At 69.3% G+C, this 13,630-nt stretch carries 12 protein-coding genes; 8 read left to right on the forward strand and 4 right to left on the reverse strand.

What is annotated here, in order from left to right:
• Window position 1 precedes the first annotated feature (1 nt).
• The 4 genes from N1032_RS20660 to N1032_RS20675 all read right to left on the reverse strand — a co-directional run bounded on the left by N1032_RS20660 (window position 2) and on the right by N1032_RS20675 (window position 4,018).
• The gene (locus tag N1032_RS20660) at window positions 2–496 is read right to left on the reverse strand and encodes an FBP domain-containing protein (RefSeq protein ID WP_259541948.1); all 495 of its coding nucleotides are present in this window, start codon (window positions 494–496) and stop codon (window positions 2–4) included.
• Between the two features lie 58 nt (window positions 497–554).
• Window positions 555–944 carry a hypothetical protein gene (locus N1032_RS20665; protein WP_259541949.1) on the reverse strand — a complete coding sequence of 130 codons (390 nt, stop codon included), beginning with the start codon at window positions 942–944 and terminating at the stop codon, window positions 555–557.
• Window positions 941–2,089, reverse strand: coding sequence for an inorganic phosphate transporter (locus tag N1032_RS20670; RefSeq protein ID WP_259541950.1), 1,149 nt, complete (start codon window positions 2,087–2,089; stop codon window positions 941–943). Before N1032_RS20670 ends, N1032_RS20665 begins: the two co-directional genes overlap by 4 nt.
• Before the next feature lie 96 nt (window positions 2,090–2,185).
• Complete coding sequence (locus tag N1032_RS20675; protein ID WP_259541952.1) at window positions 2,186–4,018, reverse strand: glycoside hydrolase family 15 protein; 1,833 nt, start codon at window positions 4,016–4,018, stop codon at window positions 2,186–2,188.
• A 110-nt stretch (window positions 4,019–4,128) separates the two neighbouring features.
• Between N1032_RS20675 and N1032_RS20680 the strand changes: the two genes are divergently transcribed.
• The 8 genes from N1032_RS20680 (at window position 4,129) to murA (ending at window position 13,629) form a co-directional block, all read left to right on the forward strand.
• Window positions 4,129–4,857, forward strand: coding sequence for a M23 family metallopeptidase (locus N1032_RS20680; protein WP_259541954.1), 729 nt, complete (start codon window positions 4,129–4,131; stop codon window positions 4,855–4,857).
• Window positions 4,858–4,974: 117 nt separating this feature from the next.
• A complete protein-coding gene (locus tag N1032_RS20685; RefSeq protein ID WP_259541956.1) occupies window positions 4,975–5,820 on the forward strand; it encodes a DUF4097 domain-containing protein in 846 nt (281 codons plus the stop codon).
• Window positions 5,817–6,566 carry a PadR family transcriptional regulator gene (locus N1032_RS28455; protein WP_407933060.1) on the forward strand — a complete coding sequence of 250 codons (750 nt, stop codon included), beginning with the start codon at window positions 5,817–5,819 and terminating at the stop codon, window positions 6,564–6,566. Before N1032_RS20685 ends, N1032_RS28455 begins: the two co-directional genes overlap by 4 nt.
• Window positions 6,567–6,812: 246 nt before the next feature.
• Window positions 6,813–7,892, forward strand: a complete 1,080-nt coding sequence (locus N1032_RS20695) for a TerC family protein (protein ID WP_259542027.1) — start codon at window positions 6,813–6,815, stop codon at window positions 7,890–7,892.
• Window positions 7,893–8,218: 326 nt separating this feature from the next.
• A complete protein-coding gene (locus N1032_RS20700; protein ID WP_259541958.1) occupies window positions 8,219–9,148 on the forward strand; it encodes a hypothetical protein in 930 nt (309 codons plus the stop codon).
• 961 nt (window positions 9,149–10,109) lie between these two features.
• Entirely contained in the window at window positions 10,110–11,549 is a 1,440-nt protein-coding gene (leuC, locus tag N1032_RS20705; protein WP_259542029.1) for a 3-isopropylmalate dehydratase large subunit, read from the forward strand.
• 2 nt (window positions 11,550–11,551) lie between these two features.
• Window positions 11,552–12,148: a 3-isopropylmalate dehydratase small subunit gene (leuD, locus tag N1032_RS20710; protein ID WP_259541959.1), complete on the forward strand. Its 597-nt coding sequence runs from the start codon at window positions 11,552–11,554 to the stop codon at window positions 12,146–12,148.
• A 110-nt stretch (window positions 12,149–12,258) separates the two neighbouring features.
• Window positions 12,259–13,629, forward strand: a complete 1,371-nt coding sequence (gene murA, locus N1032_RS20715; RefSeq protein WP_259541961.1) for a UDP-N-acetylglucosamine 1-carboxyvinyltransferase — start codon at window positions 12,259–12,261, stop codon at window positions 13,627–13,629.
• Window position 13,630: the final 1 nt, after the last annotated feature.

Consider the following 13,630-nt stretch of genomic DNA (forward strand, 5'->3'; position numbering starts at 1 on the left):
CTCAGCTCGCGCGCAGCACGTCGTCGGTGAACGAGTGCAGCCGGGAGCTCAGGCCCTCGGCGCGCGACGAGATGATCTCGGCCGGGTCGGGCTGCATGTCGGACTTCGGCGGCACGATGCGGATGAGCATCGAGCAGGTGAGGTCGGAGCAGATGTAGTAGCCCACCGTGCTGCCGTCGATGCCGGCCTGGCCGGCACGCGGCGCGGTGAACAGGGTGACCTGACCGCCCGGCAGGGGAGTGCGGCAGAGCGAGCACATGGCCGAGATGCCGGGGCGGGTGCGCGAGCCGGCGGCCTTCAGCAGGATGCCGGTGGGCCGCCCGTCGCGCCAGTAGACGATGTAGCCGCGGTGGATGGCGTGCGCGTCGCGCCAGCCGAGGAACTCGCGGTCTTCCCACACGATCTCGTGCAACCCCGGCAGGGTCATGTGGGCGAGCTCGTGCGCGCTCGTGTTCGTGAACGACCCGCGGATCTCCGCCTCGGTGAGTGGCTGCATCGGTTCGAGCCTAATCGGATGCGTGCGCGCTGCAAGTCGGCCCGCACGCATCCGAGGGTCAGTGGAACTGCGGGATGATCAGATAGAGCCCGTAGAGCACGGCCGCGACACCGAACGCGAAGCAGGCCCAGGCGCCGGCGGTCGCGGCCACCGGGCGGTGCCGGATGCCGCTGCCACTGCCACCAGAGCCATGCGCGCCGCCGCCACTGCCACCCGAGGCATCCACGCCACCGCCGCCACCGCCGCCACCACCGCCGCCGAGCGACAGCAGCCGCAGCCCGAGCGCATACGACGCCACCACCGCGATGGTCGCGGCGAACGCTGCCACGAACACCACCACGAACGACCCCCAGTCCACCCCGAGGAACTGCCCCTCGCCCGAGGCGACCACGGCGGCCCTCACGACCTGCCCGCCTGCCATCTGATCGCTCAGCATCAGCCCGCTCATCGTGCACCCGCCTTCTCGGGCTCCGCGCCCGCTTCGTCGACGTCGTTGACGTTCTCGTGGTTCACCGGGTGCTTGCGCGCGAGCACGAAGAACGTGGTGCCCACCGCGAGCGCCAGCACCACCACGATGATGAGCCCCACCGTGCTGGTCGACGCGGCCCACGCCGCCAGCCCGCCGACGAGCGCGGCCGCGGGCAGGGTGACGAGCCATCCGGTGGCGATGCGCCCGACGATGCCCCAGTGCACGGTCGCGAGCCGGCGGCCGAGACCGGCGCCCACGACCGCGCCCGACGTGACCTGGGTGGTCGAGAGCGCGAAGCCGAGGTGCGACGACACCAGGATCGTGGCCGCCGAACTCGTCTCGGCGGCGAATCCCTGAGGCGACTGGATGTCGGTGATGCGCTTGCCGACCGTGCGCATGATGCGCCAGCCGCCGAGGTAGGTGCCGAGCGCGATGGCGAGACCGCAGCTGACGATCACCCAGAACTGCGGCCCCGAACCGGCATCCTGATAGCCCGCCGCGATCAGCGTCAGGGTGATGACGCCCATCGTCTTCTGGGCGTCGTTGGTGCCGTGCGCGAGCGACACGAGCGACGCCGACACGGTCTGGCCGTGCCGGAACCCGGTCTCCGAGCCCCGCGCCTTCGCCTGCTTCGTGATGCGATAGGCGGCATAGGTCGCCACGAGCGCCACCGAACCCGCCACGAGCGGCGACAGCAGTGCCGGAATCACCACGTTCGAGAGCACCACGGCGAAGTTCACGGCGTCGAACCCCGCCCCGATGATGGCGGCGCCGATCAGGCCGCCGAAGAGGGCGTGGGTGGAGCTCGACGGCAGGCCGAGATACCAGGTGGTGAGGTTCCAGAGCACCGCGCCCACCAGTCCGGCGAAGATCATCGTGGGCGTGATGTCGACCCCGTTCTCGCCCTCGTTGATGATGCCGCCCGAGATGGTCTTCGCCACCTCGGTCGAGAGAAAGGCGCCGGCGAGATTCAGCACGGCCGAGATCGTCACGGCTACCCGGGGTTTCAGGGCGCCGGTGGCGACCGAGGTCGCCATGGCGTTGGCGGTGTCGTGGAAGCCGTTGGTGAAATCGAACACCAGGGCGATCGCGACGACCAGAAGAACGGTGATGAGCACATCCATGCGGGCGGCCTTCCGTCGGCTGTTCGGCAGGAGCCGCGGTCGCGGCCCCACCGACCTGCCTATGCCCGCAGCCGGTGCCTCGCTCGGGGGCGCAGGTTAACTCTCGAGTAACGGCGGGTTTCCGGCATCCGTCGCCGGCACCCGCACGGTGCTCGTGCCGAGCGCGGTCGCGATGGCGTCGGCCGCCCGCACGAGGGCGAGGTGCGAGAACGCCTGCGGGGTGTTGCCCACGTGGCGGTGGTTCACGACGTCGTATTCCTCCGACAACAGGCCCACGTCGTTGGCCAGCGACACCAGATGGTCCATCAGCGCGGCCGCGTCGTCGGTGCGGCCGGAGTGGGCGTACTGCTGCACGAGCCAGAACGAGCAGGCGAGGAACGGATGCTCGCCGCCGGGCAGCCCGTCGACCCCCGACTCGGTGCGGTAGCGCAGCAGCAGGCCGTCGCGCATGAGGTCGTTCTCGATCGCCGCGACGGTGCCGAGCATGCGCGGGTCGTTCGGCTCGACGAACCCGATCTGCGACAGCAGCAGCAGCGAGGCGTCGACCTCGGTGGTGCCGTAGTGCTGCACGAAGGTGTTGCGCACCGGGTCGTAGCCCCGGGTCTCGATCTCGGCCCGGATGGTGTCGCGCAAGTGCTCCCAGCGCTCGACGTCGCCGTCGAGGCCGTAGACGCGCACGGCCTCGACGCCGCACGCGAAGGCCGCCCAGATCATGGCGCGCGAGTGGGTGAACAGCTGTTGCGGGCCGCGGATCTCCCAGATGCCGTTGTCGGGCCGCTGCCAGTTCTGCTCGAGGTAGCCGAGCAGGGCCCGCTGCAGCGGCCACGAGAACTCGTCTTCGTCGACCCCGATGCGCCGGGCCTCGCGCAGAGCCACCATGAGCTCGCCGAAGATGTCGCCCTGATACTGCCCCGAGGCGCCGTTGCCCACCCGCACCGGCGACGAGCCGTTGTAGCCTGGCAGGCTCGTCAGCTCGTACTCGGGCAGGAACCGCTCGCCCGACAGGCCGTACATGATCTGGATGTCGGCGGGGTCGCCGGCGATCGCCCGCAGCAGCCAGCGCCGCCAGTGGCCGGCCTCGTCTTCGTAGCCGTGCAGCATGAGGGCGGCGACGGTGAGGGAGGCGTCGCGGATCCAGGTGTAGCGGTAGTCCCAGTTGCGCGAGCCGCCGAACTGCTCGGGCAGGCTCGTGGTGGCGGCCGCCACGATGCCGCCGGTGTCTTCGTGGGTCAGCGCCCTCAGCACGAGCATCGACCGGGTGACCGCGTCGGCGTAGGGGCCCGAGATGGCGCCCGCCGCGGCCCACTCCCGCCACCAGGCGGCGCTCGACTCGAGCCGCTCGTCGACGTCGACCGCGGCCGGGGGCAGGCGGTGCGAGGGGAACCAGGTCATCACGATGTCGACGTGCTCGCCCTCGGTTACGGTGAACACCGACTCGTGGAAGTGGTTCGTCGCCACCAGCCTCGGCCCGCGGATGACCACGGCGTCGGGCCCGGCCACCCCCACCACCGCGTTCACGCCGTGTTCGGGCGCCTGCCGCATCCAGGGCAGCGCGTCGGCGTAGCCGAACCGGATCGCGACCTCCTGCCGCATCTCGACGGTGCCCGAGAGCCCACGCACCCGCCGCACCACATCGGCCCGGCGATCACCGTGCGGCATCGCGTCGATCACCTCCACCACCCCCGTCGGCGTCTCCCACCGGGTGGCGAGGATGAACGTGTCGCCGAGATAGGAACGAGTGGATGTCGCGGCCGCATCGGTCGGGGCCACCAGCCACCGCCCGTGCTCCTCGGTGCCGAGCAGTGCCCCGAAGGTCGACGGGGAGTCGAACCGGGGGAAGCACAGCCAGTCGATGCTGCCGTTCGTGCCGACGAGAGCCGCCGTGTGGCAGTCTCCGATGATCGCGTAGTCCTCGATGGGAAGTGCCATCTGCTGATTGTGTCAACCTCGGCTGGCATCCGGCCGCAGACGCGCTCGGGTGTGTGGCTCGGAGTGGTGCTCGGTTGTGTTGTGCAGACGCCCGTAACAGAATGGGGCGGATGAAGTACCAAGGCCCACTGCTCGGCGTCGTCGCCATGACGTTCGTGTTCGGTGTCGCCGTCGCCACGTCGGTGCCCGCCGCGTCACTCACGACCCCGGATTCGTTCGACAACGTCGAGATCGACGCGGCCGTCGGCGGCGAGCAGTCGTTCGCCGCCCTCGACGGAGCAGCGCCCTCGGTGTCGCGCGACGGCTACGTCGTGCACACGCCGACCCCCACCCCGACTCCGACGCCGAAGGCCGTCGCGGTGTCGACGAGCGAGGGCGGCTACGGGGGAGCGCAGTGCCAGGCCGGCTCCGACGCGGTCGCCGAGTCGGTCGCGTTCTCGCCCGTCTATCCCGACGGCAACCGCATGTCCGACGGGTTCGGGCCGCGCGCGGAGGGTTTCCACAAGGGCATCGACATGCTCAACGGGCCGGGGGTGCCGGTGCACTCCATCGCCGACGGCGTCGTGATCGCGGCATCCGGTGACGGCGGCACGGGCGGGGTCTACCTCTCGATCGCGCACAAGGTGGGCGGCGCGGCGGTCTGCAGCATGTACATGCACTTCCAGGACGGCTCGCTCACCGTGGGCGTGGGATCCATCGTCACGGCCGGCCAGGTGATCGGCCTCACCGGCCGCACCGGCAACGCCACCACCGAGCACACCCACTTCGAGCTCTACGGCGCCGACGGCGTGCGCTACGACCCCATCCCGTTCCTGACCGAGCACGGCATCGCCCCCTGAGCCGGCCCCTCGTCTCTCGATGTTCTAGTCGCGATATATCTTGACTTCGCCGAACTCGCGATATAACGTGTTCTCATCGAAGACGCGATATATCGCGTGGTAGGCAGGAGAGAAACCGTGGCATTGGAGAAGTGGATCGTCAACGGTCCGAAAGTCATCGACATCGAGCTCGTGCGCTCGCTGAAGATCGGCCTCATCGCGGGCCAGGTCGACGTCATCGGCCACGACGAGCCGGGCGCGCGCATCGAGGTGCACTCGGTCACCGGCAAAGACCTCAAGATCTCGATCGACGGCGACCACCTCGAGATCGACCACCCCCAACTCCGGTGGGACAACTTCATCGAGGTGTTCAGGTCGTGGCGCAGCAACGCGCGTGTCGACATCAGCCTCATGGTGCCCCGCGACGTGGCCCTCAAGTTCGGGGTCATCTCGGCGAGCGGTCTCATCTCGGGCCTCGCCACGGATGCCCGCATCAGCACCGTGTCGGGCGACATCGTGGTCGACCAGGTGGTGGGCGACCTCGACGTCAACAGTGTCAACGGCGAGATCTCGATCCGCGACCACACCGGGCTCGTGAACGCGCACACGGTGTCGGGCGACATCGCCGCGTCGGGCGCCATCCGCCGGTTCTCGTCCGACGGCGTCTCGGCCGAGGTGTTCGTCGACTCCACCGGCACGCCCGACGAGATCCAGAACAACACCGTCTCGGGCGATCTCACCGTGCGCCTCGACCCCGAGGTGGCCGCGCGCTACAACGTGAACTCGGTCTCGGGCACGCTGCAGCTCGGCCCCAGCACCATCAAGGGCCTCCGCGGCGCGGGCTACAACGGCGTCACCGGCACGCTCGACGGGTCGTGGACGGAGTTCCGCGCCAACTCGGTGTCGGGCAACATCACGGTGATCTTCCGCGACGAGCCGACGCCGGCCCCCGGCCCGTCGTTCGACGAGGGGGCCTCGGTATGACCCCCGTCTTCGGCCACGGCCATCTGCGGCTCTACCTGCTCAGCCTGCTCGACGAGTCGCCCAAGCACGGTTACGAGCTCATCCAGGCGCTGAGCGAGCGTTTCGGCGGCACCTACAGCCCGAGCGCCGGCACCATCTACCCGCGGCTCGCGAAGCTCGAAGAAGAGGGGCTGGTGACCAAGTCGGCCGACGGGCGCAAGACCGTCTACTCGATCACGGATGCCGGTCGCGCCGAGCTCGAGTCCCGCCGCGGCGATCTCGACGACATCGAGGCGGAACTCTCCGACTCGGTGCGCCGGCTGGCCGACGAGGTGCGCACGGGCGTCAACCAGGCCATGAAGAGCCTCAAGGCCGATCTGGCGTCGGCGGCCCGCGAGGCCCGCTCGAGCGCCAAGGCCGGGTGGGCGGCCGGAACCGCCTCCGCGGCATCCGGTGCGGCGTCGGGCCAGGGCGGCGCAAGCGGCTCGGACGGCTCGAGCGGCTCGGGCAGCGCAGGCGGCTCGGGCGCGTCGGCGGGCGGCGGCACGGGCACCGGGGGAGCGGGCTCGACCCGCGCCGACTCGACCAGGGCGCTGCGCGATGCGGATGCCACGATCACCGAGTTCCGGCAGCAGCTGCGGCTCGACCTGCGCACGGCGGCCGGGCGGGGCGAGCTCGACCCGCACTTGGTGTCGCGCCTGAAGCTCCGGCTCGACGAGGTGCGCGGCGAGTTCCGCGACGAGCTCAGGGGAGCCCGCGCCGAGTAGGCGCCGGCGGCTCGAGCAGGCGGACTGCAGGGGGCCCTCGCCCCCTGTAGTATCGCTGGGAGAAGGGGAGTATCCCACTTCGCTGTCATCGTCATCACGGTGTCCGTCGCCGGGCACCCGGGGGCAGCGGCGTTCTCGTCACGGATATGGTCACGGTCTCGGCCGTGGTCACGATCGCGGCGATCGCGCGGGAGAGACTTTCGGCGCTTCGTGCTGCCCGCATCCCACTTTCGAAAGGCCCTCGTGCTGGAGCTTCCCCTCGCATTCGAGATCACGTCACTGGTCGTGCTCGTGCTCATCCTGGCCGCCGACCTCATCATCGCGTTCAAGCGGCCGCACGTGCCCTCGTTCAAAGAGGCCACGCTCTGGGTCGTGTTCTACGTGGTGCTCGCGCTGATCTTCGCGCTGCTCATGCTGCTCTTCGCCGACGGGGAGCACGCGGGGCAGTTCCTGGCGGGCTGGCTCACCGAATACAGCCTGTCGATCGACAACCTGTTCGTGTTCGTCATCATCATGTCGCGCTTCAACGTGCCGCGGAAATACCAGCAGGAAGCCCTGATGGTGGGCATCATCATCGCGCTCGTGCTGCGCGGCATCTTCATCCTGATCGGCGCACAGCTGATCGAGACCCTGAGCTGGATCTTCTACATCTTCGGCGCGTTCCTGCTCTACACCGCGTGGAAGCAGGCCTTCGGCAAGCAAGACGAGGGCGACGGCGAGAACGGCCTCGTGCGCATGCTGCGCAAGCGCGTCAACATCGCCCCCGACTTCGACGGCGCGAAGGTGCGCACCACCTTCAACGGCAAGAAGATGTTCACGCCGATGCTGATCGTGTTCCTCGCGCTCGGGTCGACCGACCTGTTGTTCGCACTCGACTCCATCCCCGCCATCTTCGGCATCACGCAGTCGCCGTTCATCGTGTTCACGGCGAACGTGTTCGCGCTGATGGGGCTGCGGCAGCTCTACTTCCTGCTCGGTGGGCTGCTCGAGAAGCTCGTCTACCTGCACTACGGCATCGCGTTCATCCTCGCGTTCATCGGCGTGAAGCTCGTCTTCCACGCCCTGCACGAGAACGAGGTGTTCTTCATCAACGGCGGCGAGCACATCGAGTGGATCCCCGAGATCGACACCTGGACCTCGCTCGCCGTCATCATCCTCTCGATGGCCGTCGCCACGGTCGCCTCCCTCATCAAGATGCGCCGCGACGGCAAGTCCCCGGCCGCCGAACTCGCCGACGCCGCCCACCCCGACCGCGACGCCCCCGCCCCCGCCCCCGAGGCCGCGGCCCCCGCCCCCGCCCCTGAGGCTCCCGACCGCGACAAGTAGCCCCTCCCTTCCCCCACCCCGCCGAGAAGTCACTTTCCGTTCCAACCCGGGCCGACTTGGGCCGCATTTCGACTTCTCGCGGCCGCTTCAGCGGGGCACGCAACCCGCACCTCGCCGAGAAGTCACTTTTCGGTCCAACTCGGCCCGATTCGGCACACATCCTGACTTCTCGTGCGCCAGCTCCCACCTCGCCGAGAAGTCACTTTTCGGTGTAACTCGTGCCGGTTTGGCGCACATTTTGACTTCTCGTGGGTGGGCGGGTGGGCGTTGTCCACAGATCTGCGGATGACGCAGCAGGGCGGCCCGGCAGCGGGCACAGTAGCGGCATGCCACATCGTTCCGTTCTGCCGTATGCGTTGCGCGATCGCGCGTTCACGACCGCTGAGGGGCGCGCCGCGGGAGTCGGCGAACAGAGGATGCGCGGCCCCGACCTCGCAGCGCCGTTCCCCGGCGTGCGGATGCCGCGCGACGATGCGCCCGGCCTCCTTCCTCTCTGCCGCGCGCTCGACCTGCGACTGCGCGCCGACACCGCGTTCAGTCACGCGACGGCCGCCCTGCTCTGGCACGTGCCGCTCCCGGAACGGTTGCAGCAGAGCGTCGAGTTGCACGTGTCCACGGTCGCGCCCGCCACCCGGGTGCGGGTGCACGGCGTCGTCGGTCACACGTCGCCGTGCGGCACCCCCTTCGAGCGGAGGTACGGTCTGCGCGTGACAGGGCCGGCCGACACCTTCATCGCTCTCGCCGGCGTCCTGTCGTTCGACGACCTCGTTGCCGCCGGTGACCACCTCGTGCTGACGCCGCGCTACGACACCGCCGAGCGCCGCCCCTATGTGCCGCTGCTGCGACTGGCCGAGCGGGTGTCGTCGTATTCCGGTCGGCATGCGCGCCGGGTGCGGGAGGCATTCGCCGCCGTGCGTGACGGGGCGGAGTCCCGTCAAGAGACCAGGCTCAGGCTCGCCATGGTGCGCCGCGGCCTCCCGGAGCCGCTGCTGAATCGCGACATCCACGATCTCTCAGGCGAGCTCATCGGTCGCGCCGACATGGTCTACCCGTTCTGGCGGGTGATCGTCGAGTACGACGGAGACCACCACCGCACCGACGCCGCTCAGCACGACCGCGACATCACCCGCCGCGAGGAGTTCGCCCTCGCCGACTACCGCTACGTCTCTGTGCGCAAGTACGGCATGACGCACACGCCCGACTCGGGTGCCGCACGCGCCGAGCGTGCCCTGCGCCTCGCGGGCTGGCGGCCCTGAGGTGTCGCCGGCAAGCCGAGACCCCACCCCTCGAGAAGTCGAAATGTGTCGCAAACCCGGTTCGATTGCAACGGAAAGTGACTTCTCGAGGGGAGGGAGAGGGGGCACGGCGCGGGCGTGCCAGACGGCACCGTGCGGGCTTGAGAGAGGGCGCGGTGCGGGCGTGAAAGAGGGCACGGGCGGGCGCGGAGGGCGGTGGTACGATCGGGAGGTGCTGTTCGGTCGGCTTCTCCTTCGTTGCCGCGACGAGTCCTAGTTCCAGGCCTCCCTCGTCGCGGAGTTTGTCGTTGGCTGACCCCCTACTCCCCGAAGGACATGCAAACCTATGAGCACCCCATCGACTCCGGAGCGCGGCGCGGACGCCAACGCCCCTGAGAACACGCCCGACACCACTTCTGCTGACACCGTTTCTGCCGACACCGTCGCCATCGACATCCGCGAGCTGCTGACGGCCGACGCCCGGGCCGCCGCCGCCGAAGCCGACCTGGCCGACGAGATCGCCGAGGCAGAGGCCGCAGCGGCCGAGCCCGTGGACCTCGCCGAATCCGCCGCCGAGGTCGAGGCGAGTCTCGAGGCCGACGCCATCGTCGACGCGATCATCACGGCCGAGTCGACGGATGCCGCCACGATCACCGCCCCCGAGGTCGAGATCGCCGAACAGGCCGCCGAAGCCCGCGCGGGCCTCGCATCGGGCGACGTGACCGGAGCCGAGATCGACGCCGTCGAGTCCCGCTTCTCGGAGGAGATCGCCGCCGCCGAGGCCGAACTCGCCCCCACCGCGGGCTTCACGACCGACCCCGCGCCGGCACCGACCGCGACGGACCCGGCTCCCGCCGCCGCGGACGGCATCGCCTCGGCGACGACCGCCAGCCCGACCCCCACCCCGGACGCCGCCACCCCCGCCGACCCCGAGCCCGACGCCGACGCCGACGCCGAAGCGGACGCCGAAGCCGCCGCCGGCATCCCGCCCCGCACCCTCGCCGAGAAGGTCTGGGACGACCACCTCGTCGTCAAGGGCGAGAACGGCAGCCCCGACCTGCTCTACATCGACCTGCACCTCGTGCACGAGGTCACGAGCCCCCAGGCCTTCGACGGTCTGCGCGCCGAGGGCCGCCCCGTGCGCCGCCCCGACCTCACCATCGCCACCGAAGACCACAACACCCCCACCTGGGCCATCGACAAGCCGATCGCCGACCTCACCAGCCGCACCCAGATCGACACGCTTCGCAAGAACGCCAAGGAGTTCGGCATCCGCCTGCACTCCCTCGGCGACGTCGAGCAGGGCATCGTGCACGTGGTGGGCCCACAGCTCGGCCTCACGATGCCCGGCATCACGGTGGTCTGCGGCGACAGCCACACCAGCACCCACGGCGCGTTCGGCGCCATGGCGTTCGGCATCGGCACGAGCGAGGTCGAGCACGTGCTCGCCACCCAGACCCTGCCCCTCAAGCCCTTCAAGACGATGGCCATCACCGTCGAAGGCACCCTCCGCCCGGGCGTCACCGCGAAAGACATCATCCTCGCCGTGATCGCCAAGATCGGCACCGGCGGCGGACAGGGCTACGTGCTCGAATACCGCGGCAGCGCCATCCGGAGCCTGTCGATGGATGGCCGCATGACCATCTGCAACATGTCGATCGAGGCCGGTGCCCGTGCGGGCATGGTCGCGCCCGACGACATCACGTTCGACTACCTGAAGGGCCGCCCGCACGCGCCCGAGGGCCAGGACTGGGACGACGCCGTCGATTACTGGCGCACCCTGCGCACCGACGACGACGCCGTGTTCGACGCCGAGGTCTTCCTCGACGCCGACACCCTCGAACCCTTCGTCACCTGGGGCACCAACCCCGGCCAGGGCGTCTCGCTGAGCGACAGCGTGCCCGACCCGTCGACCATCATCGACCCCAACGAGCGCGCGAGCGCCGAGCGGGCGCTGGAGTACATGGACCTCAAGGCCGGCACGCCGCTCAAGCAGATCCCGGTCGACGCCGTCTTCATGGGCTCGTGCACCAACAGCCGCATCGAAGACCTGCGGGCATTCGCGAGCGTCATCAAGGGCCAGAAGAAGGCCGACAACGTGCGCGTGATGGTCGTTCCCGGCAGCGCTCGCGTGCGCATCGAGGCCGAGGCCGAGGGCATCGACAAGATCGTCGAGGAGTTCGGCGCCGAGTGGCGCTTCGCCGGCTGCTCGATGTGCCTCGGCATGAACCCCGACCAGCTCGCACCGGGCGAACGCTGTGCCAGCACGTCGAACCGCAACTTCGAGGGCCGGCAGGGCAAGGGCGGCCGCACGCACCTGGTGTCTCCGCTCGTGGCCGCGGCCACCGCAATCCGGGGCACGCTTTCGAGCGTGAGCGACCTGAAACAGGATGCCGCCACGCGCGAAACGGTGGGTGCCTAGCCATGGAGAAGATCAGCACCCTGACGGGCGTCGCCGTGCCGCTGAAGCGGGGCAACGTCGACACCGACCAGATCATCCCGGCCGTCTACCTCAAGCGCGTCACGAAGACCGGCTTCGAAGACGCCCTCTTCGCCGCCTGGCGCAACGACCCCGAGTTCGTGCTCAACCAGGAGCCCTTCCGCAACGGCCGCGTGCTCGTGGCCGGCCCCGACTTCGGCACCGGATCGAGCCGCGAGCACGCCGTCTGGGCGCTGCGCGACTACGGCTTCACCGCCGTGCTGAGCGCGCGGTTCGGCGACATCTTCCGCGGTAACTCGGGCAAGCAGGGCCTCCTCACCGGGCAGGTCGACGAGGCCGACATCGAGCGCATCTGGGCGTCGATCGACGCCCAGCCGGGCGTGGAGATCACGGTCGACCTGATCGAGAAAACCGCCACGGTGGGCGACCTCACAGTCTCCTTCGCGATCGACGATTACACTCGGTGGAGATTGCTCGAGGGTCTAGACGACATCGGGCTCACGCTCCGCGACGAGGCGGCGATCACGGAATTCGAGAGCCACCGCGCGAGTTGGAGACCTCGAACCCTTCCCGTGAAATAACGACCGGCAGCCGCTGAGAACCAGCACCAGGGTCGCGAAAACACAACGAAACCAGCGTCGAACCGACAGAACGTCGACAAGACGCCAACCAGACAGTGCAGGTGATGTCAGTGAACAGTCTCGTCCAGGATGCGCGAAAGGCAGCCGAGCGGGTCGGACTCACGTCCGACACGATCGTGATCAACGGCGGCCGACCCCTCAGAGGCACCATCGACGTGCGAGGCGCCAAGAACCTCGTGACCAAGGCGATGGTGGCGTCACTCCTCGGCGACACCACGAGCACCCTGCGCGACGTCCCCGACATCAGCGACGTGCACGTGGTGTCGAGCCTGCTCGAGATCCACGGCGTCAAGATCACGGGCAGCGCCGCCACCGGCGTGCTGCAGCTCGACCCCACGAACGTCGCCACCGCCACGAGCGCCGAGATCGACGCACTCTCGGGCTCCAGCCGCATCCCGATCCTGTTCTGCGGCCCGCTGCTGCACCGCCTCGGTCACGCCTTCATCCCCGATCTCGGCGGCTGCCGCATCGGCGACCGCCCCATCGACTTCCACCTCGACGCGCTCCGGGCCTTCGGCGCGGTCGTCGACAAGCTGCCGTCGGGCATCAACATCACCGCACCCAACGGCCTGCGCGGCGCCAACATCCACCTGCCCTACCCGAGCGTCGGCGCCACCGAGCAGGTGCTGCTGACCGCCGTGCGCGCCGACGGCACCACCGAGCTCAAGAACGCGGCCATCGAGCCCGAGATCATGGATCTCATCGCCGTGCTGCAGAAGATGGGCGCGATCATCTCGGTCGAGCCCAACCGCACCATCTTCATCGAGGGCGTCGAGAGCCTCAACGGATACAACCACCGCGCCCTGTTCGACCGCAACGAGGCCGCCAGCTGGGCGAGCGCCGCGCTCGCCACCGGTGGTTCGATCTTCACCACGGGCGCCAAGCAGTCCGAGATGATGACCTTCCTCAACGTCTTCCGCAAGATCGGTGGCGCGTTCGACATCGAAGAAGAGGGCATCCGCTTCTACCACCCGGGCGGCGAGCTCAAGCCCGTCGTCATCGAGACCGACGTGCACCCCGGCTTCATGACCGACTGGCAGCAGCCCCTCATCGTCGCCCTCACCCAGGCCCAGGGCACCTCGATCGTGCACGAGACCGTCTATGAGAACCGCTTCGGCTTCACGGATGCCTTGATCAAGATGGGCGCCAACATCGAGGTGCACAAAGACGGCCTGGCCGACCCGAACCGCCGTGTTCCGCGCCGCGCGCTCGAGCAGGCGGCCGTGATCACCGGACCGACGCCGCTGCACGGCGCCGAGCTCGAGGTGCCCGACCTGCGCGGCGGCTTCAGCCACCTCATCGCCGCCCTCACGGCGAAGGGCCAGTCCTCGGTGAGCAACGTGGGGCTCATCGCTCGCGGCTACGGCGACTTCGTCGGAAAGCTGGAGAAGCTCGGAGCAGACTTCTACTTCGCCGAGTAGA

Origin of the sequence: Herbiconiux daphne, from assembly GCF_024979295.1 — a bacterium.
Taxonomy (GTDB): Bacteria; Actinomycetota; Actinomycetes; order Actinomycetales; family Microbacteriaceae; genus Herbiconiux; species Herbiconiux daphnes.

Coding starts and splice junctions, on each gene's coding strand:
- N1032_RS20660 (WP_259541948.1), bottom strand. CDS start 496: ATGCAGCCACTCACCGAGGCGGAGATCCGCGGGTCGTTCACGAACACG.
- N1032_RS20665 (WP_259541949.1), bottom strand. CDS start 944: ATGAGCGGGCTGATGCTGAGCGATCAGATGGCAGGCGGGCAGGTCGTG.
- N1032_RS20670 (WP_259541950.1), bottom strand. CDS start 2,089: ATGGATGTGCTCATCACCGTTCTTCTGGTCGTCGCGATCGCCCTGGTG.
- N1032_RS20675 (WP_259541952.1), bottom strand. CDS start 4,018: ATGGCACTTCCCATCGAGGACTACGCGATCATCGGAGACTGCCACACG.
- N1032_RS20680 (WP_259541954.1), top strand. CDS start 4,129: ATGAAGTACCAAGGCCCACTGCTCGGCGTCGTCGCCATGACGTTCGTG.
- N1032_RS28455 (WP_407933060.1), top strand. CDS start 5,817: ATGACCCCCGTCTTCGGCCACGGCCATCTGCGGCTCTACCTGCTCAGC.
- N1032_RS20700 (WP_259541958.1), top strand. CDS start 8,219: ATGCCACATCGTTCCGTTCTGCCGTATGCGTTGCGCGATCGCGCGTTC.
- leuD (WP_259541959.1), top strand. CDS start 11,552: ATGGAGAAGATCAGCACCCTGACGGGCGTCGCCGTGCCGCTGAAGCGG.